22 protein-coding genes are annotated in these 20,689 nt (G+C 65.3%); 1 reads left to right on the top strand and 21 read right to left on the bottom strand.

All coding sequences use genetic code 11. The annotated features are described in order from the left end of the window. The 21 genes from WBG82_RS08120 to trpS form a co-directional block, all read right to left on the bottom strand. A partial coding sequence (locus WBG82_RS08120) for a translation initiation factor IF-2 associated domain-containing protein (protein ID WP_424423530.1) occupies positions 1-259 on the bottom strand: 259 nt, incomplete at its 3' end. A gap of 53 nt (positions 260-312) precedes the next feature. Next, positions 313-960 carry an RNA-binding protein gene (locus tag WBG82_RS08115; RefSeq protein WP_424423528.1) on the bottom strand — a complete coding sequence of 216 codons (648 nt, stop codon included), beginning with the start codon at positions 958-960 and terminating at the stop codon, positions 313-315. Between the two features lie 7 nt (positions 961-967). After that, positions 968-2,602 carry a transcription termination factor NusA gene (gene nusA, locus WBG82_RS08110; RefSeq protein ID WP_424423525.1) on the bottom strand — a complete coding sequence of 545 codons (1,635 nt, stop codon included), beginning with the start codon at positions 2,600-2,602 and terminating at the stop codon, positions 968-970. Positions 2,603-2,604: 2 nt separating this feature from the next. Next, positions 2,605-3,219 carry a ribosome maturation factor RimP gene (gene rimP, locus WBG82_RS08105; protein WP_424423522.1) on the bottom strand — a complete coding sequence of 205 codons (615 nt, stop codon included), beginning with the start codon at positions 3,217-3,219 and terminating at the stop codon, positions 2,605-2,607. A 134-nt stretch (positions 3,220-3,353) separates the two neighbouring features. Further along, a complete protein-coding gene (trmB, locus tag WBG82_RS08100) occupies positions 3,354-4,019 on the bottom strand; it encodes a tRNA (guanosine(46)-N7)-methyltransferase TrmB (RefSeq protein WP_424423519.1) in 666 nt (221 codons plus the stop codon). Positions 4,020-4,109: 90 nt separating this feature from the next. Then, positions 4,110-5,279: a methionine adenosyltransferase gene (gene metK, locus WBG82_RS08095; RefSeq protein ID WP_424423517.1), complete on the bottom strand. Its 1,170-nt coding sequence runs from the start codon at positions 5,277-5,279 to the stop codon at positions 4,110-4,112. 146 nt (positions 5,280-5,425) lie between these two features. Beyond that, the gene (locus WBG82_RS08090; protein WP_424423544.1) at positions 5,426-5,854 is read right to left on the bottom strand and encodes a helix-turn-helix domain-containing protein; all 429 of its coding nucleotides are present in this window, start codon (positions 5,852-5,854) and stop codon (positions 5,426-5,428) included. A gap of 244 nt (positions 5,855-6,098) precedes the next feature. Beyond that, positions 6,099-7,829, bottom strand: coding sequence for an apolipoprotein N-acyltransferase (gene lnt / locus WBG82_RS08085; RefSeq protein WP_424423514.1), 1,731 nt, complete (start codon positions 7,827-7,829; stop codon positions 6,099-6,101). A gap of 3 nt (positions 7,830-7,832) precedes the next feature. After that, entirely contained in the window at positions 7,833-8,798 is a 966-nt protein-coding gene (locus WBG82_RS08080; RefSeq protein WP_424423512.1) for a hemolysin family protein, read from the bottom strand. Then, positions 8,791-9,357 (bottom strand): rRNA maturation RNase YbeY, encoded by a 567-nt coding sequence (gene ybeY / locus WBG82_RS08075; RefSeq protein WP_424423509.1) that lies wholly within the window; start codon positions 9,355-9,357, stop codon positions 8,791-8,793. Before ybeY ends, WBG82_RS08080 begins: the two co-directional genes overlap by 8 nt. Then, positions 9,354-10,442 (bottom strand): PhoH family protein, encoded by a 1,089-nt coding sequence (locus WBG82_RS08070; protein WP_424423542.1) that lies wholly within the window; start codon positions 10,440-10,442, stop codon positions 9,354-9,356. Before WBG82_RS08070 ends, ybeY begins: the two co-directional genes overlap by 4 nt. Positions 10,443-10,461: 19 nt before the next feature. Then, positions 10,462-11,892 (bottom strand): tRNA (N6-isopentenyl adenosine(37)-C2)-methylthiotransferase MiaB, encoded by a 1,431-nt coding sequence (gene miaB / locus WBG82_RS08065; RefSeq protein WP_424423507.1) that lies wholly within the window; start codon positions 11,890-11,892, stop codon positions 10,462-10,464. Positions 11,893-12,053: 161 nt separating this feature from the next. Then, a complete protein-coding gene (locus tag WBG82_RS08060) occupies positions 12,054-12,926 on the bottom strand; it encodes a lysophospholipid acyltransferase family protein (protein ID WP_424423504.1) in 873 nt (290 codons plus the stop codon). Between the two features lie 57 nt (positions 12,927-12,983). Then, entirely contained in the window at positions 12,984-13,481 is a 498-nt protein-coding gene (locus tag WBG82_RS08055) for a Fur family transcriptional regulator (RefSeq protein WP_424423501.1), read from the bottom strand. A gap of 133 nt (positions 13,482-13,614) precedes the next feature. Then, on the bottom strand, positions 13,615-14,112 hold the full coding sequence (locus WBG82_RS08050; RefSeq protein ID WP_424423498.1) for a GNAT family N-acetyltransferase: 498 nt from the start codon (positions 14,110-14,112) through the stop codon (positions 13,615-13,617). Continuing rightward, entirely contained in the window at positions 14,109-14,834 is a 726-nt protein-coding gene (gene tsaB, locus WBG82_RS08045) for a tRNA (adenosine(37)-N6)-threonylcarbamoyltransferase complex dimerization subunit type 1 TsaB (RefSeq protein WP_424423540.1), read from the bottom strand. Before tsaB ends, WBG82_RS08050 begins: the two co-directional genes overlap by 4 nt. A gap of 20 nt (positions 14,835-14,854) precedes the next feature. After that, on the bottom strand, positions 14,855-15,448 hold the full coding sequence (locus tag WBG82_RS08040; RefSeq protein ID WP_424423495.1) for a malonic semialdehyde reductase: 594 nt from the start codon (positions 15,446-15,448) through the stop codon (positions 14,855-14,857). A 129-nt stretch (positions 15,449-15,577) separates the two neighbouring features. Then, a complete protein-coding gene (locus tag WBG82_RS08035) occupies positions 15,578-16,132 on the bottom strand; it encodes a NifU family protein (RefSeq protein WP_424423492.1) in 555 nt (184 codons plus the stop codon). An 86-nt stretch (positions 16,133-16,218) separates the two neighbouring features. Beyond that, a complete protein-coding gene (locus WBG82_RS08030; RefSeq protein ID WP_424423490.1) occupies positions 16,219-16,713 on the bottom strand; it encodes a universal stress protein in 495 nt (164 codons plus the stop codon). Between the two features lie 60 nt (positions 16,714-16,773). After that, on the bottom strand, positions 16,774-17,871 hold the full coding sequence (locus WBG82_RS08025; RefSeq protein WP_424423488.1) for a DUF2333 family protein: 1,098 nt from the start codon (positions 17,869-17,871) through the stop codon (positions 16,774-16,776). A 110-nt stretch (positions 17,872-17,981) separates the two neighbouring features. Then, positions 17,982-19,001, bottom strand: a complete 1,020-nt coding sequence (trpS, locus tag WBG82_RS08020) for a tryptophan--tRNA ligase (RefSeq protein ID WP_424423486.1) — start codon at positions 18,999-19,001, stop codon at positions 17,982-17,984. 215 nt (positions 19,002-19,216) lie between these two features. Between trpS and WBG82_RS08015 the strand changes: the two genes are divergently transcribed. Beyond that, positions 19,217-20,671 carry a catalase gene (locus tag WBG82_RS08015; RefSeq protein ID WP_424423483.1) on the top strand — a complete coding sequence of 485 codons (1,455 nt, stop codon included), beginning with the start codon at positions 19,217-19,219 and terminating at the stop codon, positions 20,669-20,671. Positions 20,672-20,689: the final 18 nt, after the last annotated feature.

The following is a 20,689-nucleotide window of genomic DNA, read 5'->3' as shown; positions in this document are numbered from 1 at the left end:
CGGGTGCGGCAGCCGGAGCCTGGGCCGGAGCAGCAGCGGCGGGCGCCGCGGGCTCTTCCACATGCTCGGCACGCGCGGCAGCTGCAGCAGCGCCCGGATTGATCGTGCGCTTCTTCTTCTTCTCGACGACAACCGATTTCGACCGGCCATGGGAGAAGTTCTGGCGCACATGGCCAGACTCGACCGTCCGATTCAGGCTCAGCGTCTTGCCGCCCGAAGCTTTCAGTTTGCGTTCACTCGAATCCGCCGAGTCGTTCATGCCTGTCCTACATCTCTCGCTTTGATCGGATGCAATCCCACCGTTGCCGGTACTTACCCGGGACTGCGCTCCGCAGGGCGCTCCTTGCGCCCATAACTTTCCAGCCTGGCGAGGTCCGCCAAGACCTTATTCTTCATGCTGCCTTGGGTCAGGGCTGCATGTACCACATTTGCGCGACCCAATGCCAAACCCATTTCGGCCGTCCAGAGCGGGCTCAGGATCGGCGTCGCGCGTTTTGCCGCGCCCTGATCCCTTGCCTTCAAGGCTCCCGCGAGCTTGCGGGCGCCATCTTCGGAGCCGTCCCGGGCCTCGATCAAAAGGGCGACTTCACCCTTGCCGATCGCCGCCATCACCTTCTCGAAGCCGAGGACAAGGCAACCCGCCTTGCGGGCAAGCCCCAGGGCTTCCATCGCCCGCTTCGCCAGAAGCCGCTCCACCTCATCGGCGAGCGCCTCCGACGCCTCGACCTTCATCCGCGCGGCCCTCGAGAAAAGGCCCTTGCGGATCGCCGTTTCGACCGCCTCGCGCCGGGCGGAAACCCAGATGCCCCGGCCCGGCAAACGCTCGCCGAGATCGGGAACCGGGCTCGCCTGCGGGCCGATCACGAAGCGGATGAGGCCTTCCTTCGGCCCCGCCTCGCCGGTCACGATGCAGCGGCGCTCTTCCGCCTGCCTGCCCGCCGCTTCAGCCTCCGTACTCATGTACCCGTCAGGCCTGCGCGTCCTGCTCGATCTCGTTCTCGTCCTCGGGGTTGTCCACCCCTTCGTCCGCCGCAACGTCCCGCGCGTTCAGATCCTCATCCGTGATCCAGCCGGCGGCGAGACGCGCATGCATGATCAGCATGTTCGCTTCATCGGGGCCGAGGTCGAAATCCTCCAGAACGCCCTTCTGATGCTTGCGCTCGCCATTGACCGTCTCGTTCCAGCCGGTCAGATCGTCGGTGGCGCAACCGGCGAGATCCTCGACGGTCTTGATGTCGTTCTCGCCGAAGGCGACGAGCATGCGGGGCGTAACACCCTCGATCTCGCCCACCGCGTCCTCGACGCCGAGCTCCTTGCGCTTCTCGTCATATTCGGCGTTCTGCCGGTCGATATAATCGAGAGCGCGGCTCTGGATTTCCTGCGCCGTCTCTTCGTCAAAGCCTTCGATCTCGGCGATTTCGTCGAGCGGCACGTAAGCCACTTCCTCGATCGAGGAGAAACCTTCGGAGGCCAGAAGCTGGGCGATGACCTCGTCCACATCGAGCGCATCGGCAAAGAGCACGCTGCGGCTCTGGAATTCGGCCTGACGGCGCTCGCTTTCCTCGGCTTCGGTCAGAATATCGATGTCCCAGCCGGTGAGCTGCGAGGCGAGCCGCACATTCTGCCCACGGCGGCCGATCGCAAGAGATAGTTGGTCATCCGGGACCACAACTTCAATACGCTTCGTGTCTTCATCGAGCACGACCTTGACGACTTCGGCCGGCGCCAGCGCATTGACGATGAAGGTCGCGTGGTCGGGCGACCACTGGATGATGTCGATCTTCTCGCCCTGCAGCTCGCTCACCACGGCCTGCACGCGCGCGCCCCTCATGCCGACGCAGGCGCCGACGGGGTCGATGGAGCTGTCGTTCGAGAGCACGGCGATCTTGGCGCGCGAACCCGGATCGCGGGCAACCGCCTTGATCTCGATGATGCCGTCGTAGATTTCGGGCACTTCCTGGCCGAAGAGCTTGGCCATGAACTGGGGATGCGTGCGGGAGAGGAAAATCTGCGGCCCGCGCTGCTCGCGGCGCACATCGTAGATATAGGCGCGGACGCGGTCGCCATTGCGGAAGGTTTCGCGCGGCAGCAGCTCGTCGCGGCGCACGATCGCCTCGCCACGGCCGAGATCGACGATGACGTTGCCATATTCGACGCGCTTGACGATGCCGTGGACGATCTCGCCGATGCGGTCGCGATATTCCTCGTACTGGCGCTCGCGCTCGGCGTCGCGCACCTTCTGGACGATGACCTGCTTGGCCGTCTGCGCGGCGATGCGGCCGAAATCGACGGGCGGAAGCTCGTCCTCGATGAGATCGCCGAGCTGGGCGGCCGGATTGCGGCGCTGCGCGTCCCTGAGGTCGATCTGGACGGCGTCGTTCTCGACCTCGTCAACCACTTCGAGAAGGCGCACGAGCCTGATCTCGCCGGTCTGGGGATTGATGCGGGCACGGATCTCGTTCTCCGCGCCATAGCGCGAGCGGGCCGCCTTCTGGATCGCCTCGGCCATCGCCTCGATGACCACCTCGCGATCGATCGACTTCTCGCGCGCGACTGCATCCGCGATCTGCAACAATTCGAGCCGGTTGGCGCTGACTGCCATGTCTATTCTCCGTCGGTCGGACCCTTGCGGTCCTGTCGCTTCAAACTTTCATTGATGAGGTCGTCGTTCATGACGAGCTTCGCCTCACCCACAAGGCGGAACGGCAGGCCGATGACCTGCGGCTCCGCGAAACCTTCGATCTCATGCTCGATCAGAACCTCGCCATCCTCGAAGCCGTGCAGAATGCCGCGAAAGCGCTTTCTGCCGTCGATGGGCTCGCTGAGTTCGAGCTTCGCCTCGAAACCGGCCCAGCGGGCGAAATCCTTGGGCCTCGTCAGCGCCCGGTCGATCCCGGGCGAGGAGATCTCGAGATTGTATTCGCCGGGGATCGGGTCCTCGACGTCGAGAAGGGCGGAGAGAAGCCTGGACAGCTCCTCGCAATCGGCAACCGTGATCGTGCCGTCGGGCCGCTCGGCCATGATCTGCAGCGTGCGTCCGTCATGAAGGCCGAAACGCACGCGCACGATCTCGAAGCCGGCCGCCTCGACGGAGGCGTTGACCAGCTCGAAGATCCGCCTCGGCTGCCCGGCCGCGGCAATGAGATGCGTGTCCGGCGCCTCGGCCTTCGAAGCCGCCGCCGCAACCGTCATCCCTTCATCCGCCTTCAGACCTGCCAATGAAACCTCTTCGATGAAACCGCTCTCCAGAAACAAAAAAAGCGGGCCCCCGTTTCCGGAGACAACCCACTCGCTTAGTTCGAAGATCGAGAGTGACCTTCGCTATGTGAGAAGCGTCTTAGCTAACCTGGGTTCTATATAGCGCTTTCATGGGGCTTTTCGCAAGTGCCCGGGGCCCGTTCATGCCGGAAGCGCAGATAGGCAGGTGTCCGGCCCTCGCGGACGGCCTTTGCCTCATAGCGGGTGCGCAGCCAGTCCTCGGGCCGCTCGCGCCAGTCGCCGGGGCTTTCGGCCAGCCATTCGAAACGGCTTTCGCCTGCAAGATTGTGGCGGCGGATATGGGCGAGCGTCCAGGCGACATAATCGGGAATATCGCTTGCGATCCGCAATTCGCCGCCCTCCTTCAAGACGCGGGCGATGAGCGCCAGCGTCTCCCCGTTCACGAAGCGGCGCTTGTTGTGGCGCTTTTTCGGCCAGGGATCGGGGTAGAGCAGAAAAATGCGCGAAATCGAGCCGGGCTCGAGCTTTTCGAGCAGAAAGCGCGCGTCGTCGCCATGGATGCGCACATTGGCGAGGCCCTGCTCGTCGATCTCGGACACGAGCTTTGCGATCCCGTTGATGAAGGGTTCGCAGCCGATGATACCGATATGCGGATTGCGCGCGGCCTGCCAGGCGAGATGCTCGCCCCCGCCAAAGCCGATCTCGAGCCAGATCTCGTCCATGGGGCCGGCAAAGAGCGCGGCAGGGTCGATCACCTCGGGCTCAAGCGAAATGGAGACCCTTGGAAAAAGGGTCTCCATCAAATTCGCCTGACGGGATCTCAGGGTCTTGCCATGGACGCGGCCATAAACGTGGCGGCGGCGCCGGGCTTTGTCTTCAGCGCTCACGCTTCAGCGGATCTCCGCCTTGAGCTTCTCGGCGAGGTCGGTCTTCTCCCATGAGAAGCCGCCATCGGCCTCCGGCGCGCGGCCGAAATGGCCATAGGCCGAGGTGCGGGCATAGATCGGCCGGTTGAGCTGGAGATGCTCTCGGATGCCGCGGGGCGAGAGATCGATGACGCGCGGGATGGCGGCCTCGACGGCGGCCTCGTCGATCTTGCCGGTGCCGTGCAGATCGACATAGATCGAGAGCGGCTTCGAGACGCCGATCGCATAGGCGAGCTGGATCGTCGCGCGATCCGCGAAGCCCGCCGCGACGATGTTCTTCGCCACATAGCGCGCGGCATAGGCGGCCGAGCGGTCGACCTTCGTCGGGTCCTTGCCCGAGAAGGCACCGCCGCCATGGGGCGCCGCGCCGCCATAGGTATCGACGATGATCTTGCGGCCGGTGAGGCCCGCGTCGCCATCCGGTCCGCCGATCACGAACTTGCCGGTGGGGTTGACGTAGAACTCGTCTTCGGGCGGGAACCAGCCCTCGGGCAGAACCTCTTTCACATAGGCGCGCACCAGCTCGCGCAGTTCCTGCTGCGAGACGCCTTCCTTGTGCTGGGTCGAAACGACGACCGAAGTTGCGCCCACGGGCTTTCCACTCTCATAGCGCAGCGTGACCTGGCTCTTGGCGTCCGGCTCGAATTCGGGGCGCTTGCCGGAATGGCGGTCTTCGGCCATGCGCTTCAGGATGCGGTGCGAATAGATGAGCGGCGCCGGCATGAGAACGTCCGTCTCGGTGCAGGCATAGCCGAACATGATGCCCTGGTCGCCCGCGCCTTCATCCTTGTTGCCGCTGGCATCGACGCCCTGCGCGATGTCGGCCGACTGGGCGTGGAGCAGCACTTCCACATCGGCGTTCTTCCAGTGGAAGCCGGCCTGCTCATAGCCGATCGCCTTCACGGCCTGGCGCGCGGTTTCCTCGATCTTCTCCCTGGTGATGGAGGCGGGGCCGCGGATCTCGCCGGCCAGCACGATCTTGTTCGTCGTGGTCAGCGTTTCGCAGGCGACGCGCGAATAGGGGTCGGCTGAAAGATAGAGATCGAGCACGGCGTCCGAGATGCGGTCGCAGACCTTGTCCGGATGTCCCTCGGAGACGGATTCGCTGGTGAACAGGTAGTTAGACCGTGCCAATTCTCGTACCCCTTTATGAGGAAATGACGGATGGATGAACTCTGGGCGGCAAGCGGAACGGGCAGGGCCCGGTCGCAACGCAGACGGTTTTTGCAAGGAACGGCGGCGGGGTCAACACCCGTCAACCGCCGCGGAGCCGGGCGCGGCTAATCGGCGCCGTCGACGCCGCCCGCGCTTTCGCCGCCATTCTGCCGGCCGCCGCCCGGCGTTCCGGACGCCTCCCGGCCTTCCGCCTCGCCCAGCGCCTTCACGAGATCGAGGATGCGTTTCCTCACCTTCGGATCGCGGATGGCGAAGAAGGCGCTGTTGAGCTGGATGCCTTCCGAGGTCGAGAGCATGTCGAGGTCGAAATTGGCGGGCTCCGCCTCGGCGAAGCCGCCATCCTCCGAAGCGGCTTCGATCTGGACCCCCTCATAGAAGAATTCGACCGGCACGCCGAGAACGCGGCCGATCTGGTAAAGCCTGCTCGCGCCGATGCGATTGGCGCCCTTCTCGTATTTCTGGATCTGCTGGAAGGTCAGCCCCAGCCCTTCGCCGAGCTTTTCCTGGCTCATGCCGACCAGCATGCGCCGCATGCGCACACGACCGCCCACATGAACGTCGATCGGATTGGGAGTTTTTCTCGGCACGGCTGAACCTCGTTTTGGCCGTTCCAGCGGGAAAAGGCGGCCTTGTCTGAACCTCACGCCCCCTGCCGCAAGCTCACGGCGACAGCACCCCGATGCCCGCGAAACCCATGGCCGGTTCCGCATCTCTGCAACCCGCACCGGCTTCGCGGCACCAGAATACAACCCCCAGTCGGCATCGGCTGCAAGAGTTTCATTCAGCCGGGAGCGACCGCAGGCCCGCCACCCGGCGGCTCCAGCCGACAAGCCCCGCCGCGACGGCGAGAAGCAGGGCCGGGAGCCAGTCGCCGAAGCGCGCATAAGGCGTCGGCGCAAGGGCGGCCGGCAGCCTCGCGTCGATCACGCCGGCCGTATTGAGCGCCCTTTCGGCGACGATCCGCCCAAAGGGGTCGATGACGGCGGAAATGCCTGTATTGGCCGCGCGCGCGACGGGAAGCCCCTGCTCGACGGCGCGAAGCCTCACCTGCGAGAGATGCTGATAGGGCCCGCTCGACGTGCCGAACCAGGCGTCGTTCGTGACATTGACGATCCAGCCCGGCCGTGCGGCCCCGTCCACCACCCCGTCGGCGAAGATGATCTCGTAGCAGATCAGCGGGCTCACCGGCGGCAGGCCGGGAAGCGCGAGCGTCTGCGGGCCGGGCCCGGTGTCGAAGCTCCCCTGAAGCTGGGTGAGCTTCCTCAGGCCGATCCGCGACAACCACTGGCGATAGGGCAGGTACTCGCCGAAAGGCACGAGGTGGAACTTGTCGTAGGTGGCGATGATCCGCCCGTCGGAATTCACCGCATAAAGGCTGTTGTAGAAATGCCGGAGCGTGTCGGGCGGGCCGTCGGGCGCGGGCTCGCCGCGCACGCTGCCGGCGATGAGGAGCGCGCCCCTGGGCAGCATCCGCGAAATGGCCGAGAGCACGTAAGGCTCGCGGGCAAGAAAGATCGCCAGCGCCGATTCAGGCCAGATCACGACCGAGCGAGGACCGAGCCCTTCCGGCGCGTCGGGCGTCGGCTCGGCGCTCATGCGCAGGAATTCGCCGAGAACGGCGATGCGGCGCTCCGGCTTCCATTTCTCCGTCTGCGGAATATTCGGCTGCACGATCCGAAGCATGATGCCATCGGCGGGCGTGGCGGGGTCGGGCGCGGCGGCGAGGCGGAAACGCCCGCCGGCCCAGAGAAGCGCGAGCGAGAGCAGGCCGACGACAAGCGGAAGCAGGGCATGCCGGACGGAAGCAGGCTCGCGCGAAATCCCGGGCCCGTCCTCGCCCATGCGCGGATCGTGCGCCGCGGGCGTGCCCATGATGAGAATGGCGATGAAGGAAAGCCCATAGGCGCCGAAAAGCGCCGCCCATTGCATCAGCGCCGTGGATGAGGCGAAGCCTTCGCCGAAAAGGTTCCACGGGAAGCCTGTGAAGATGTGGCCGCGCAGCCATTCGAGCGCGGTCCAGGAGATCGCGAGCGCCGCGATGCGGGCATAGCCCCCGAACCAGAAGAGGCGCGCAAGCGCTGCGGCCGCGGAAGTGAAGAACGCAAGTCCCGCGGGCAGCAGCGTGACCGCGAAGGGCATGAAGACCGCGAATTTCTCCGCCTCGACCATGAAGGCATAGCCAATCCAGTAAAGGCCGAAGAGGAAATAGCCGAAGCCGAAGGACCAGCCGATGAAGGCGGCATCGCGCAGCGCGCGGCGCCGGTCAGCCTTCGCAACCTCTCGCGCGAGAAGTCTTTCCTCCGCGCCCGTGCCGTCGATCAGCCAGACGAGAAGCGGAATGGTGACGAAGAAGACGGGGAGAAACTGGATCGGCGGCAGGGCGAGAACGCTCAAGGCACCGGCGAGAAAGGCGGCAAGCAAACGTCGCCAGCCCCTGAGCGCGGCAACGCCCTGCGCCAGCCGGCCAATGAGGGAATGAGTGGCCAGAAGCCCGCGATCGAGAAACATTCGTCAGCCCGCCGCCCGATCCGGCGCGCCCTGCGCCTCCTGCGGCTCGGCCGCGCCGGGAAGTGGCGCGTGGTGAATGCGCAGTTTCTTGATGCGGCGCGGGTCCGCATCCTTCACCTCGAATTCAAGACCGAGCGGATGCTTGATGAGCTCGCCGCGAACGGGAATGCGGCCGACCAGCGAGAAGACCAGGCCGCCCAGCGTCTCGATGTCGTCCTCGCTTTCCTCATCGACAAGCGTCGCGCCGATCATGGCCTCGAGATCCTCGATCGGCACGCGCGCATCGGCGTCGATCGTTCCGTCGTCGCGCCGCGCAAGCGCGGGCCCCTCGCCGATGTCATGCTCGTCCTCGATGTCGCCGACGATCTCTTCCACGAGATCCTCAATCGAAACGAGGCCGTCCGTGCCGCCATATTCATCGATGACGAGGGCGAGATGGATATGCGTCGCCTGCATCTTCACCAGAAGGTCGCGCGCGGGCATGGAGGGCGGCACGAAGAGCACGTCGCGCCTGACATCCTTCAGCGAGAAGGGCTTCATCTGCGCGCCCGCGCCGCCCTCGGCGAGCGGCGCCAGATAATCGACGACGTCCTTGATGTGGATCATGCCGATCGGATCGTCGAGCGTCTCGCGGTAGATCGGCATACGCGAATGGGTTTCCTCGCGGTAGATGCGCAGCACCTCCTCCAGCGAGTCGCCTTCCTCGACGGCGATGACATCGGCGCGCGGCACCATGACGTCATCGACCCGGAGATTGCCGAAGCTCAGCAGGTTGACGAGCATGTGCCGCTCTTCGGGCATGAGCGCGCGGCCCGCCTCGTCCCGGCTCTCCAGCGCTTCCTCGAGACTTTCGCGCAGGCTCGGATCGCTCGCCGCGGGCGCGCCAGCCATGCGCCGCCACGTCGCAAGGAGACGCTGGGCGAGGCCCGCTCTGGAGCCCGATTGTGGAGGTTCTTTCGTTTCAGACATCTCCGCGCGCGTGCTCCGCTGCGTAAGGGTCTGCGATGCCGAGGTCTTCCAGAATGTCGCGCTCGAGCGCTTCCATTTCCTCGGCCTCGACATCGTCCTCGTGATCGTGCCCGAGGAGATGAAGGATGCCATGCACCACGAGGTGCGACAGGTGGTCGCTGAAGCTCTTGGCCTGTTCGGCGGCCTCGCGCGCGATCGTTTCCTGCGCGAGCACCACATCGCCGAGAAGCAGCGTCTGCCCGTCGCCCGCCCGCATGTGCTCGCCGCCTGTGGCGACCGGCATGGCGCTCATCGGGAAGGAGAGCACGTTGGTCGGCTTGTCGATGCCGCGATAGGTCTTGTTGAGCTTCCGCACGAAGGCGTCATCGGCGAGCACGATGCAAAGCTCGGCCTCCTCGGAAGGGCCGGCGACGACATAGGCATGCTCCGCAGCCCGGCGAACCCAGCCTTCCGCCGGGGCGGGCCAGTCGCCGGTTTCGCGCAGAATATCGATTTCGAGCCCGGAAACGGGGCTCTGACTGTCCTGCGCACGATGCGCGCGGACCGAAGAGCGCGTCATTCCTTATCCTCTCCACGCGCGTCGAGAAGCCCGCGCTCGCGGGCATTATAGGCCTTAACCACGCGCGTCACGAGGGGGTGGCGCACCACGTCGGCCTCGGAGAAGCGCACGGTGGCGATGCCCTCGACATCGGCCAGCGTCTCCAGCGCGTCCCGGAGGCCCGATTTCGCGCCGAGCGGCAGATCGATCTGCGAGGGATCACCGGTGATCGCCATGCGGCTGTTCTCGCCGAGGCGGGTCAGAAACATCTTCATCTGCACGGGCGTCGTGTTCTGCGCCTCGTCGAGGATGACGAAGGAATTGGCGAGCGTGCGGCCGCGCATGAAGGCGAGCGGCGCCACCTCGATCTCGCCCGATTCGATCTCGCGCATCACCTGTTCGCCGGGCAGCGTGTCGTAGAGCGCGTCATAGAGCGGGCGGAGATAGGGGTCGATCTTCTCCTTGAGGTCGCCGGGCAGAAAGCCGAGCCGCTCGCCCGCCTCGACCGCCGGACGCGAGAGAATGATGCGGTCGACGCGCTTCTGGAGCAGCATCTGCACGGCGACGGCGACGGCGAGATATGTCTTGCCCGTGCCCGCGGGGCCGATGCCGAAGACAAGCTCGTGCCTCATCAGCGCGTCGATATAGGCGGCCTGCGCCGGCGAGCGCGGGCTGATCAGCCGCCGCTTGGTGTGGATCTGGCGGGCAACGGCCGCGCCCTGTTCCTTGCCGCCTCCGGGAACCTGCGACATGCGGATGGCTCCATCGACCTCGCCGGCCCCGACCTCGAGACCCGATTTCAAACGCTGATAGAGATCGCGAAGGACGCGATCGGCCTGGGCGCGCGCCTCGGGCGCGCCGGTGATGACGAGCTTGTTGCCGCGCGAACTGGCGAGAACGCCGAGGCCCTGCTCGATGCGGGCCAGATTGCGGTCATGCTCTCCGAAAAGCTCCGTCAACAGCCTGTTGTCGTCGAAGGCGATGACGAGGCTCTCCCCGTCCGCCGGGGCGCCGCCGCCCCCGCCTTCATTCCGGCCCAGAGCCAGACCACGCCCCGAACCTCGCCTCGAACCGCCGAACGCCTTCATCCCGCTCGCTGCGCCCAACTGCACCCTTTCCTTTCCATCAGGCAGGAGCCGCCTCGCCTGTCGCCAGACGGCCACGGAGACTGTTTGCCAAACCTTCCTCGATCACGACATCGGCGATCTGTCCGAAGAGATCCGCGGACACGCCGTCGAGATGAACGGGCTGAAGATAGGGGCTGCGGCCGACGAGCTGTCCGGGCGCGCGGCCCCGCCTGTCGAAGAGCACGGGCAGGCGCCTGCCCGCGAGCGATTTGTTGAAGGCCTCCGACTGCTCGGAGAGCAGCGCCTGAAGGCGGTGGAGACGCTCGGTCTTCACCTCCTCGGGGAGCTGGCCGTCGCGGGTCGCGGCGGGCGTGCCGGGGCGGGGGCTGTATTTGAAGGAATAGGCCTGCGCGTAGCGCACCTCGCGGATGAGCGTGAGCGTCGCCTCGAAATCGGCCTCCGTTTCGCCGGGGAAGCCGACGATGAAATCGGAGGAAAGCGCGATGTCGGGGCGGGCGGCGCGGATGCGCTCGACGATCCGCAGATAGAATTCCGCCGTATGCTGACGGTTCATCTGGTCGAGGATCGCATCGGAGCCCGATTGCACCGGCAGATGCAGATAGGGCATGAGCTTGCCGATCTCGCCATGGGCGGAGATCAGCTCGTCGTCCATGTCGCGCGGATGGCTCGTCGTGTAGCGGATGCGGTCGAGCCCGTCGATCGCGGCAAGCTCGCGCACGAGCGCGCCGAGCGAGGTGGAGCGGCCGGACGCATCCTCGCCGTGATAGGCGTTGACGTTCTGACCGAGAAGCGTGATCTCGCGGACACCCGCCTCGACCAGCGCGCGCGCCTCATCCGCGATGCGGGCGACGGGCCGCGAGAATTCCGCGCCGCGCGTATAGGGGACGACGCAGAAGGTGCAGAACTTGTCGCAACCTTCCTGAATGGTGAGGAAGGCGGTGGGCCCCCGCGCCACGGTCTTGCGCCTTTCCGGCGCGGGCAGGCTCTCGAACTTGTCCTCGGCGGGGAATTCCGTCTCGACGAGCGCGGGCCCGCCATTGCCGCTGCGGGCGACGAGATCGGGCAGGCGGTGATAGGTCTGGGGCCCGACGATGATGTCGACGACCGGCGCGCGCCGGCGCATCTCCTCGCCCTCGGCCTGCGCGACGCAGCCGGCGACCCCGATGACGAGGCCCTCGCCGCGCACGGCCTTTTCCGCCTTCAGCTCGCGCAGCCGCCCAAGCTCGGAATAGACCTTCTCCGCCGCCTTTTCGCGGATATGGCAGGTATTCAGGATGACGAGATCGGCGTCCTCGGGGGAAGCCGTTTCCACATAGCCCTCAGGCGCCATGACGTCCGCCATGCGGGCAGAGTCATAGACGTTCATCTGACAGCCATAGGTCTTGATGAAGATTTTCTTCTGCGACGCGGACGGTTCCGGGCTCGATGGCTCCGGCGCGGCTCCTGCGGGGCGGGCGGTTTCACTCATCGGACCCGCCGTTCCGCCGGATCGCGGCGCTCAAATTCGGAATACGCGGTCTTCTTCTCATACAAGGCTTGCGCTCGTCTCCTACGCGTGACCGGCTGCTGCCCGGCCGGTGCAAGTTTCTCGCTGCACTCTATCAGGCGGTCTTGCGGCAACGCACCCATTTACTGCGTGGCGGCACGGGGCATGGACGCATCGGCCGGGCGAGAGGGCTCGATGCGGCCGGCTTCCTCCTCCGCGTCCCACCGGCCCACAAGCGCCCGCGAAACGCCGCGGCGGCAGGCCTCCTCGCAATAGAGGGCAAGCGCCTTCCGGTTGCCAATTTCGCGGATCGTCACAGGCTTGTGATACTCGACCACGACATCAATGGGCCCGAGCGAGAACGCCTCCCAGAGATGGGGGAAAAGCTCCATGTCGCCATACCAGGCGAAGAAGGGGCGGAACTGGCGCCCCATGGGCAGGCCGTGAAGCTTCACATAGGCGACCGAGACGGGCTGCACCACGAGGTCGTCCTCGCGGTCCTCATCGCCATTGACGATGGTGAGCTGGGCAACGCTCATCAGCGCGCTCTTGAAGGGGAGCACGCGATTGCCGTCGCTCGAGGTGCCTTCCGGGAAAAGCACGAGGCGGTCGCCGGCGGCGATACGCGAATGGATGGCGTTGCGCGATTCCGCGGTGCGGGTGCGCCGCTCGCGCTCGACGAAGACCGTCTCCTGAAGCCGGGCGAGCGTGCCGAAAAAGGGCCAGCCCGCGACCTCGCTCTTGGCGACGAAGGAACTCGGCTGCAGCGAGGCCATCACCGGAATGTCGAGCCAGGATGTGTGATTGGCCGCGATGAGGCAGGCGCCGCCCGCATAGGGCTCGCCCCGCGTGACGACGCGGATGCCAACGAGCTTGCAGAGGAAGCGGTGATAGCGGTTCGGCAGGCGCTTCGCCAGCGGAAGGCCGAATTTCAGGGCGACGGCCTGAACCGGCATCAGCAGCAGGGCGGACAGAATGAAGCCGGTGAGTAGGAAGCTCGCGCGCAAGCGACCCATGAGCATCTCCTGTTGACCGTCCCTCATGCCGACGCCACCGTCGGACCCAAGCGCCGGCTATTCCTTCTTGCGGTTCTCGTTCGGCCCGGAGGTCTTGTCCCTGTCGAGAGGAACGCCATAAAGCTCCAGGCGATGATCGACAAGATCGAAACCAAGCTCGCGAGCGATGATCTGCTGCAGGCGCTCGATCTCGTCATTGTGAAACTCGATCACCTTGCCCGTCGAAAGGTCGATCAGGTGGTCGTGATGATCGTCCGTCACCTGCTCGTAGCGCGAGCGGCCGTCGCGGAAATCGTGCCGCTCCAGTATCCCCGCCTCCTCGAAAAGGCGCACGGTGCGATAGACCGTGGCGATCGAGATCTTGCTGTCGACCTTGGAAGCGCGGCGATAGACCTCCTCCACGTCGGGGTGGTCATGCGCCACGGAAAGCACGCGCGCAATGACGCGGCGCTGATCGGTCATGCGCATGCCTTTTTCGACGCACAGGTTTTCTATGCGCTCCGCATCGGCGGTTGGCGCCTGAGCCTTGTCGGTCGCGGGGTCGTTCGTCGTCATTGCCGTCATCATAGCTCTGAGGGGTGGTCTTGTCACGAAAGCGGCAAATCGCTCTGCGCCACCTCATAGCACACTAAGCACCTGAAATATAACAGTTTTACGACTCCAGGATTCGGCGCCGCCACGCGCCACATTACGCGCCCGCGCCCTGCGGCCGTAAACCGGCCAGATCGAGGCGCATGGTGAGGGCCGAGACCACCCCGCCCGCGCGGCGGTAATAGCCCGGCCGGCGGCCGACGGTGCGAAAGCCCTGGCCCTCGTAAAGAGCGAGCGCCGGGGCGTTGTCCTCGGCCACTTCGAGAAAGAGCGCGGAGGCGCCATGGGCGAGCGCCAGCGCCGCCGCAGCCTCGACGAGACGGCGGCCGACGCCCGCGCGCCTCAGGGCCGGATCGACGGCGATGGTCAGGATTTCCGCCTCGTCGGCGGCGACACGCAGCAGAACGAAACCGACCGGCAACCGGCTCCCGGCGGCGCCGGCGTCCCGCACCGCCACAAGCGCGAAACTGCCCGGCATGGCAAGAATGGCGGCAATGGAGGGCGCATCCCAGGGTTCGTCGAACGAGGCGCGATGGAGCGCCGCGAGGCTTTCCGCCGCGCCCGCTTCGGCAGGCACGATGGAAAGGCCCGTCATGGCCTTGCGTCCCCTTCAGCCGGATCCTGCGCTGAATCCGGGGCCGGATCGCGCCCGCCGGGGAGCTTGGCGTCGGGCGCCCGGAGATAGAGCGGGGCTGGCGGCGCGCGGAAACGATCGGGTCCATGGGCGGCAAGCCGCGCATACGCGATTCGGGCAATCCAGAGCGCATCCGGCTGGGGCGCCGCCCCGGCGAGGCGCACGGAAAGGCCCCGCGCCTTCAGCTCTGCCGCGAGAAGCTCCGCGCCCGTGCCGGCAATGACGACGGCCTTCCCCGGCACATGAGCGGCCGCATCCTCCAGCGCGACGAGCATGGGCTCGGAGAGCGGCGCGTGGGCGGCATCGAAGGCCTGAAGATAGATCTCGTCGCGGCGGGCATCGAAAGCGGCAGCGATGGTTTCGCCGGGCAGCGCCTCGACCGGCGCCGCGACCGCCTCGAGCGTCGTCACGCCGACAAGCGGGAGCGCGCGGGCAAGCGCGATGCCGCGCGCCGCCGCAAGGCCGACCCTGAGCCCCGTGAAGGTGCCCGGCCCGACGGTGACCGCAAGCGCGCCGATCGCCTCGAGAGCGAGCCCCGCATCGGCGAGGACCGCCTCCACCAGCGGCATCAGCGCCTCGGCATGGCCGCGCGTCCGCGCCTCGAAGCGATGGGCAAGGACATCGCCTTCCTCGCCCAGAATGGCGGCGGAGAGTGCCCCTTGCGCGGTATCGAAGGCGAGGATGGTCAGCTTGTGCTCCGTGATCAGACGATCTTGCAGGCGTCGTCGAAGGGCAGGCGCGGGCTGCGCGGGAACAGGCCCTTCGGATCGCCATGGCCGAGATTGCAGAGGAAGTTCGACTTGACGGTCGTGCCCGCGAAAAAGGCTTCATCGACCTTCTTCATATCGAAACCTGACATGGGACCGCAATCGAGACCGAGAGAGCGCGCCGCGATCATCATATAGGCGCCCTGGAGCGAGCCATTGCGAAACGCGGTCTGCTCGGCCCATTCCTTCGACCAGTTGAACCATGTCTTCGCCGTCAGATCGTGGGGAAAGAGATAGTCCAGCCGCTCATAGAACTCGACATCGTAGCCGATGATGGCTGTCACGGGCGCGGCCATGGTCTTGGCGAGATTGCCCGCCGAAAGCGCCGGGGCGAGCTTTTCCTTGGCCTCTTTCGACTTCACGAAAACGATGCGGGCGGGCGAACAGTTGGCGCTGGTCGGGCCCCATTTCATCAGCTCATAGAGCTTGTGCAGCGTTTCGTCCGAAACCGGCTCATCCGTCCAGGCGTTCTGCGTGCGGGCGGTGCGAAAAATGATGTCGAGCGCTTCGTCGCTCAAGATGCGGCTCATGAAAACTCTCTCTCCTGGCGGATGGGCAGGCGGGTGATTGAAAGGCGGGTGGGGCGAAGATAACGCCCCGGCGCGCCATTGCCAGCCCCATGCCAGGCAACAGTGATGCGCACCCGGAGCAACAATCGGTCAGACGGCGCGCACTTCCTTCACTTCGGGAACGTAATGCCGGAGCGTGTTCTCGACGCCGCGCTTCAGCGTGACGGTGGAGGAAGGGCAGCCCGCGCAGGAGCCCTGCATGTTGAGATAGACGATGCCCGCATCATAGCCCTGGAAGGTGATGTCGCCGCCATCCTGCGCGACGGCGGGGCGGATGCGCGTATCGAGCACTTCCTTGATCTCGCGCACGATCTCGGCGTCCTCGCCCTCATGCGCGGCATGGGCATCTTCCAGCGTGTCGTCGAAGAGGATCGGCGCGCCGCCAGTGAAATGCTCCATGATCGCGGCAAGAAGGGCGGGCTTCAGATGCTGCCATTCGCCGGCGCTCTTGGTCACGGTGATGAAGTCCGCACCGAAGAAGACGGCAGCCACGCCATCGACCGCGAAAAGCCGCATGGCAAGCGGCGAGCGGCGCGCGCCTTCCGCATCGGGGAAGTCGACGGCGCGGCCATCGCCCATGACCTCGCGGCCGGGAATGAACTTGAGTGTCGCCGGATTCGGCGTCGCTTCGGTCTGAATGAACATGTTGCAATACCCTTATGGCATCAGGGGCTTGCCCTGCCGCGGCGTTGTCCGGTCCGAGCTATAGATGGACTGCCGGAGCCGCAGAATCAAGCAAGCTCCCGGACCGCCTCTTCGGAGAGCGAGCCCGGCACCACCGTCACCGGGATCGGGAAGCCCTTGCCCGCCAGCGTCGAGACAAGGGGGCCGGGGCCGTCGCTGCCAGTGCTGGCGGCGAGAACGAGGATCGCGACTGACCTGTCGCCCTCGATGAATTTCACCAGCTCGTCGGCGAGCCTGCCTTCGCGGATGACGAGTTCGGGCATGATGCCCGCATATTCGTTCACCTGGGCGGCAAGCTTGTGAAGCAGGCTCTCGGCCTCGGCGCGCGCTTCCTCGCGCATGATCTTCTGCACGCCGAGCCATTGCTGCGCCGTCTCGCCGGGATCGATGGCCGTGAAAAGCGTGACGATGCCGTTGGTGTGCCGGGCGCGCAGGCTCGCGAAATGGATCGCGATTGCGGATTCGGGCGTGCCGTCGGCGACCACGAGGAATTTGCGGCGCTTCGTCGAAGGTTGCTGCCCGGTCACATTCGGCTCGTTCATGGGGCGCATGCTGCCATTTCGGTCGCCGGGCGGCAAGGCGGCGCCCGGAGGACTTCGGCGCTACTTCAGCAGCACATTGGCGATTTCGCGCAGCTGAGTACGGGCGCGCAGCAGGTAGAAGCCCTGCGCGGCGAGGTGGCTCGGCGCGAGCTGGCTGTCGGGCGGGCCGTTGACGACGACCCAGGGCGAGAGGGCCGCGGCCTCGCGGAATGTGTCGAGCATCTGCGCCCAGTTCTTCTGCAGGCCGCGTTCCTTGATGACGGGTGCGAAGTCCTGACCGAGGCCCTTCAGGATCATGTAATAGCCGTAGAGCTTGCCCTTGGTGTTGTAGAAGACATCGTCGGCATTGCCGTCGATGAAGTCATGCGAATGCTCGCGCACTTCGGTGTCGATCACAGCCGATTGCGAGCCGAGGTCGCTCGCGAAACGCTCCAGCGTCGCCATCAGATTGTCGGAGCGCCGCTCGAACGGCGCTTCGCCGCGGACGAGGCGCGCATTGTAGCTGAGGAGCGCGCGGCGCGCCTGGCGGTACTGCGATTCCGAGCTTGCGCGCGGCGCGAGCGAGACGGTCGGGTTCCAGATCCAGACATCGCCCGGATATTGCAGCAGTCCCGCCGCCTTCTGGAGATCGGCGTCGGCCTCGCTCGATCCGCGCGAACGGCCCACCTGATCCGTCATCTCGAAAGCGAAGCGCGCCAGCGCGCTCATGATGCCGGTCTGGAAGTTCGGCATGTTGTCGAGAAGCGCGCCCGGCTGGAAGAAGGGATCGTTCGCGGTCCAGGAATTCTCGTCGACTTCGCGGTCGATCAGCGCCGCCATCATGGCGACCGCCTGACTTCCGCCTTCGCCGATCGCATTGGCGCCGGTCGGCGTGAAGTCCGGATCGTCGTCGATCCGGCTCACCATCAGCATCCCGATCGGATAGTAGAGAAGGACGACGACGGCGAGCGCGACGAACGCACGCTTGGCGATGCCCGCCCAGCCCGGCTGATCGAGCCGGGAGAGGAAGCCGTCGCCAGCGCCTTCCGCACCCGCATCGGCGCCGCCGAACGACGGGCCCTTGCGATACATCCAGCGGCGGCGCAGACCGTCGCGCAGGCTCTCGAAGGTTTCCCTGCCCCAATCGCGCATACGATCCACATTATCACGGAATGACATGGCCGCCTCGCAAGGGCATGGGTGACAGGCTCCTGACGCTCATCGCTTCCCGAGCGGCAGAGATGGGCATTCGATCGGCGCGATCAAGCCCGCGATTTCGTCCGCACGCCTCAAATGAAGCCGACGATCTCGCGCACGCGCCTGTAGATCGGATCGGCGATGGCATGCGCCCGCTCAGCGCCGCTCGCCAGCACCTCGTCAATATAGCTCCGATCCTGATCGAGCATGCGCTTCATTTCGCCAGTCATGGGCGAAAGTTTCGCGACGGCGAGATCGGCAAGCGCCGGCTTGAAGACGCTGAACTGCTTGCCGCCGAATTCGGCGAGCACGTCGTTCTTGCTCCGTCCCGAGAGCGCCGCGTAGATGCCGACGAGATTGTCGGCGCCCGGACGGCCCGCGAGCCCTTCTTCCGTCTCCGGCAGCGGCTCGGGATCGGTCTGGGCCTTGCGGATCTTGAGGGCGATGTCGTCGGCCGTATCCTTCAGGGTGATGCGCGAATAATCCGATGGGTCGGATTTCGACATCTTCTTCGTGCCGTCGCGCAGCGACATGACGCGCGTGGCGGGGCCCATGATGAGGGGCTCGGGCAGGGGGAAGAAATCCGTGCCGCCCGTCTCCGCGAAGTCGTTGTTGAACTTCTGCGCAACGTCGCGGGCAAGCTCCAGATGCTGCTTCTGGTCCTCCCCGACCGGCACATGCGTCGCGCGATAAGCCAGAATGTCGGCTGCCATCAGCACCGGATAGGCGTAGAGTCCGACGGATGCCTTCTCCCGGTCCTTGCCGGCCTTGTCCTTGAACTGGGTCATGCGGTTGAGCCAGCCGATGCGGGCGACGCAATTCAGAACCCAGGCAAGCTCGGCATGGGCCGGAACCTTGGACTGGTTGAAGATGATGTGGCGCTTGGGGTCGATGCCGGCGGCAATGTAGGCGGCGGCGACTTCGCGCGTGTTCGCGGCGAGTTCCTTCGGGTCCTGCCAGACGGTAATCGCATGCATGTCGACCACGCAATAGATGCACTCATGCGTGTCCTGGAGGCCGACGAAATTGCGGATGGCTCCGAGATAATTCCCCAGATGCAGGTTCCCGGTGGGCTGAACGCCCGAAAAAACGCGGTTTGTCGGCTGTTCCATTGCGAAATCCGTCACTTTTGGCATGGCGCTGAAGCGCGCATGGGTTATGCGGCGGCGCGCCCGCATTGGCAATCCCCCGGGGCAATCCCGGAAGCGGAAGCGGGCGATTTCTCGCAGGTGACGGGTCGGGGGCTTAGTTAAGAATAATTCTAAATTAGGTTGACTGCGGGGAGGGGAAGTCTTACTTTGTAATTATTCTAAACAAGGAGGACGCCATGAGCGACCAGCACGGCAAACCGACGCGGCTCACCACGAATGCGGGCATCCCCGTTCCCGACAATCAGAATGCGCTGACGGCGGGCCCCAGAGGGCCGCTCCTCGTGCAGGACTGGCAGCTCTTCGAGAAGCACGCCCATTTCAACCGAGAGCGCATTCCCGAGCGCGTAGTGCACGCCAAGGGATCCGCCGCCTTTGGCGTCTTCCGCGTGACCAAGGACATCACAAAATTCACAAAGGCGAGCATCTTCGCGGCCCTGGGCAAGGAGACGCCCATGTTCCTGCGTTTTTCGACGGTGGCGGGCGAGCGCGGCGCGGCGGATGCCGAGCGCGACGTGCGCGGTTTCGCGCTCAAGTTCTATACGGATGAAGGCAATTGGGATCTGGTCGGCAACAACACGCCGGTCTTCTTCGTGCGCGATCCTTACAAATTCTCCGACTTCATCCACACGCAGAAGCGCGACCCGCGCACCAATATGCGCAATCCGACCGCGATGTGGGATTTCTGGTCGCTGAGCCCTGAAAGCCTGCACCAGGTGACGATCCTCTTCTCCGATCGCGGCATTCCGAAAACGCTGCGCCATATGCATGGCTTCGGCTCGCATACCTACAGCTTCATCAATGCGAAAAACGAGCGGCACTGGGTGAAGTTCCACTTCAAGACGATGCAGGGCATCGAGAACCTCACCGACGCGGAGGCGACGAAGCTCATCGGCGAGGATCGCGAGAGCCATCAGCGCGATCTTTACGAAGCGATCGAGCGCGGCGATTTTCCAAAGTGGCGCGTCTATGTGCAGGTCATGACCGAAGCTCAGGCGGAGAAGACGCCCTACAATCCCTTCGACCTGACGAAAGTCTGGCCGCACAAGGATTTTCCGCTCATCGAAGTCGGCGAAATGATGCTCAACCGCAATCCGGACAACTACCATGCGGAGGTCGAGCAATCGACATTCTCGCCGGCTAATGTCGTGCCCGGCATCGGCCACAGCCCGGACAAGATGCTTCAGTTCCGCATCTTCTCCTATGCGGATGCGCATCGCTATCGCGTCGGCGTCAATGCCGACGCGCTGCCGGTGAACCGTCCACGCTGCCCCGTGAATACCTATCACCGCGACGGCGCGATGCGCTTTGACGGCAACTATGGCGGCGCGGTCAATTACGAGCCCAACTCCTTCGGCGGTCCGAAGCAGGATCCCAGCGTCAAGGAACCGCCGCTGAAGATCTCGGGCGATGCCGATCGCTACGACCATCGCGAGGGCAATGACGACTACACGCAGGCGGGCAATCTCTTCCGCCTGATGTCGGACGAGCAGAAGGCGAGCCTCATGGATGCGATCGCGGGTGCAATGAAGCCGGTGCCCGAAGACATCCAGCGCCGCCAGATCGGCCACTTCACGAAGGCCGATCCCGCCTATGGCGCGGGCGTGGCGAAGAGGCTCGGCCTCAAGATCTGATCGCGGGTCCGGCGCGGA

Source organism: Parvibaculum sp. (assembly GCF_049671045.1).
In the GTDB taxonomy this organism is placed as follows: domain Bacteria; phylum Pseudomonadota; class Alphaproteobacteria; order Parvibaculales; family Parvibaculaceae; genus Parvibaculum.
This window is presented reverse-complemented; position numbering and strand designations above follow the sequence as displayed.

Bases quoted from the DNA above. Each gene is read 5' to 3' on its own strand.
- WBG82_RS08015 (WP_424423483.1), top strand. From the start codon at position 19,217: ATGAGCGACCAGCACGGCAAACCGACGCGGCTCACCACGAATGCGGGC.
- WBG82_RS08040 (WP_424423495.1), bottom strand. From the start codon at position 15,448: ATGAGCCGCATCTTGAGCGACGAAGCGCTCGACATCATTTTTCGCACC.
- WBG82_RS08055 (WP_424423501.1), bottom strand. From the start codon at position 13,481: ATGACGACGAACGACCCCGCGACCGACAAGGCTCAGGCGCCAACCGCC.
- WBG82_RS08035 (WP_424423492.1), bottom strand. From the start codon at position 16,132: ATGTTCATTCAGACCGAAGCGACGCCGAATCCGGCGACACTCAAGTTC.
- nusA (WP_424423525.1), bottom strand. From the start codon at position 2,602: ATGGCAGTCAGCGCCAACCGGCTCGAATTGTTGCAGATCGCGGATGCA.
- WBG82_RS08050 (WP_424423498.1), bottom strand. From the start codon at position 14,112: ATGACGGGCCTTTCCATCGTGCCTGCCGAAGCGGGCGCGGCGGAAAGC.
- lnt (WP_424423514.1), bottom strand. From the start codon at position 7,829: ATGTTTCTCGATCGCGGGCTTCTGGCCACTCATTCCCTCATTGGCCGG.
- WBG82_RS08025 (WP_424423488.1), bottom strand. From the start codon at position 17,871: ATGTCATTCCGTGATAATGTGGATCGTATGCGCGATTGGGGCAGGGAA.
- WBG82_RS08060 (WP_424423504.1), bottom strand. From the start codon at position 12,926: ATGGGTCGCTTGCGCGCGAGCTTCCTACTCACCGGCTTCATTCTGTCC.
- miaB (WP_424423507.1), bottom strand. From the start codon at position 11,892: ATGAGTGAAACCGCCCGCCCCGCAGGAGCCGCGCCGGAGCCATCGAGC.
- WBG82_RS08090 (WP_424423544.1), bottom strand. From the start codon at position 5,854: ATGCGGCGCATGCTGGTCGGCATGAGCCAGGAAAAGCTCGGCGAAGGG.
- trpS (WP_424423486.1), bottom strand. From the start codon at position 19,001: ATGGAACAGCCGACAAACCGCGTTTTTTCGGGCGTTCAGCCCACCGGG.
- WBG82_RS08030 (WP_424423490.1), bottom strand. From the start codon at position 16,713: ATGAACGAGCCGAATGTGACCGGGCAGCAACCTTCGACGAAGCGCCGC.
- WBG82_RS08115 (WP_424423528.1), bottom strand. From the start codon at position 960: ATGAGTACGGAGGCTGAAGCGGCGGGCAGGCAGGCGGAAGAGCGCCGC.
- trmB (WP_424423519.1), bottom strand. From the start codon at position 4,019: ATGGAGACCCTTTTTCCAAGGGTCTCCATTTCGCTTGAGCCCGAGGTG.
- ybeY (WP_424423509.1), bottom strand. From the start codon at position 9,357: ATGACGCGCTCTTCGGTCCGCGCGCATCGTGCGCAGGACAGTCAGAGC.
- WBG82_RS08080 (WP_424423512.1), bottom strand. From the start codon at position 8,798: ATGTCTGAAACGAAAGAACCTCCACAATCGGGCTCCAGAGCGGGCCTC.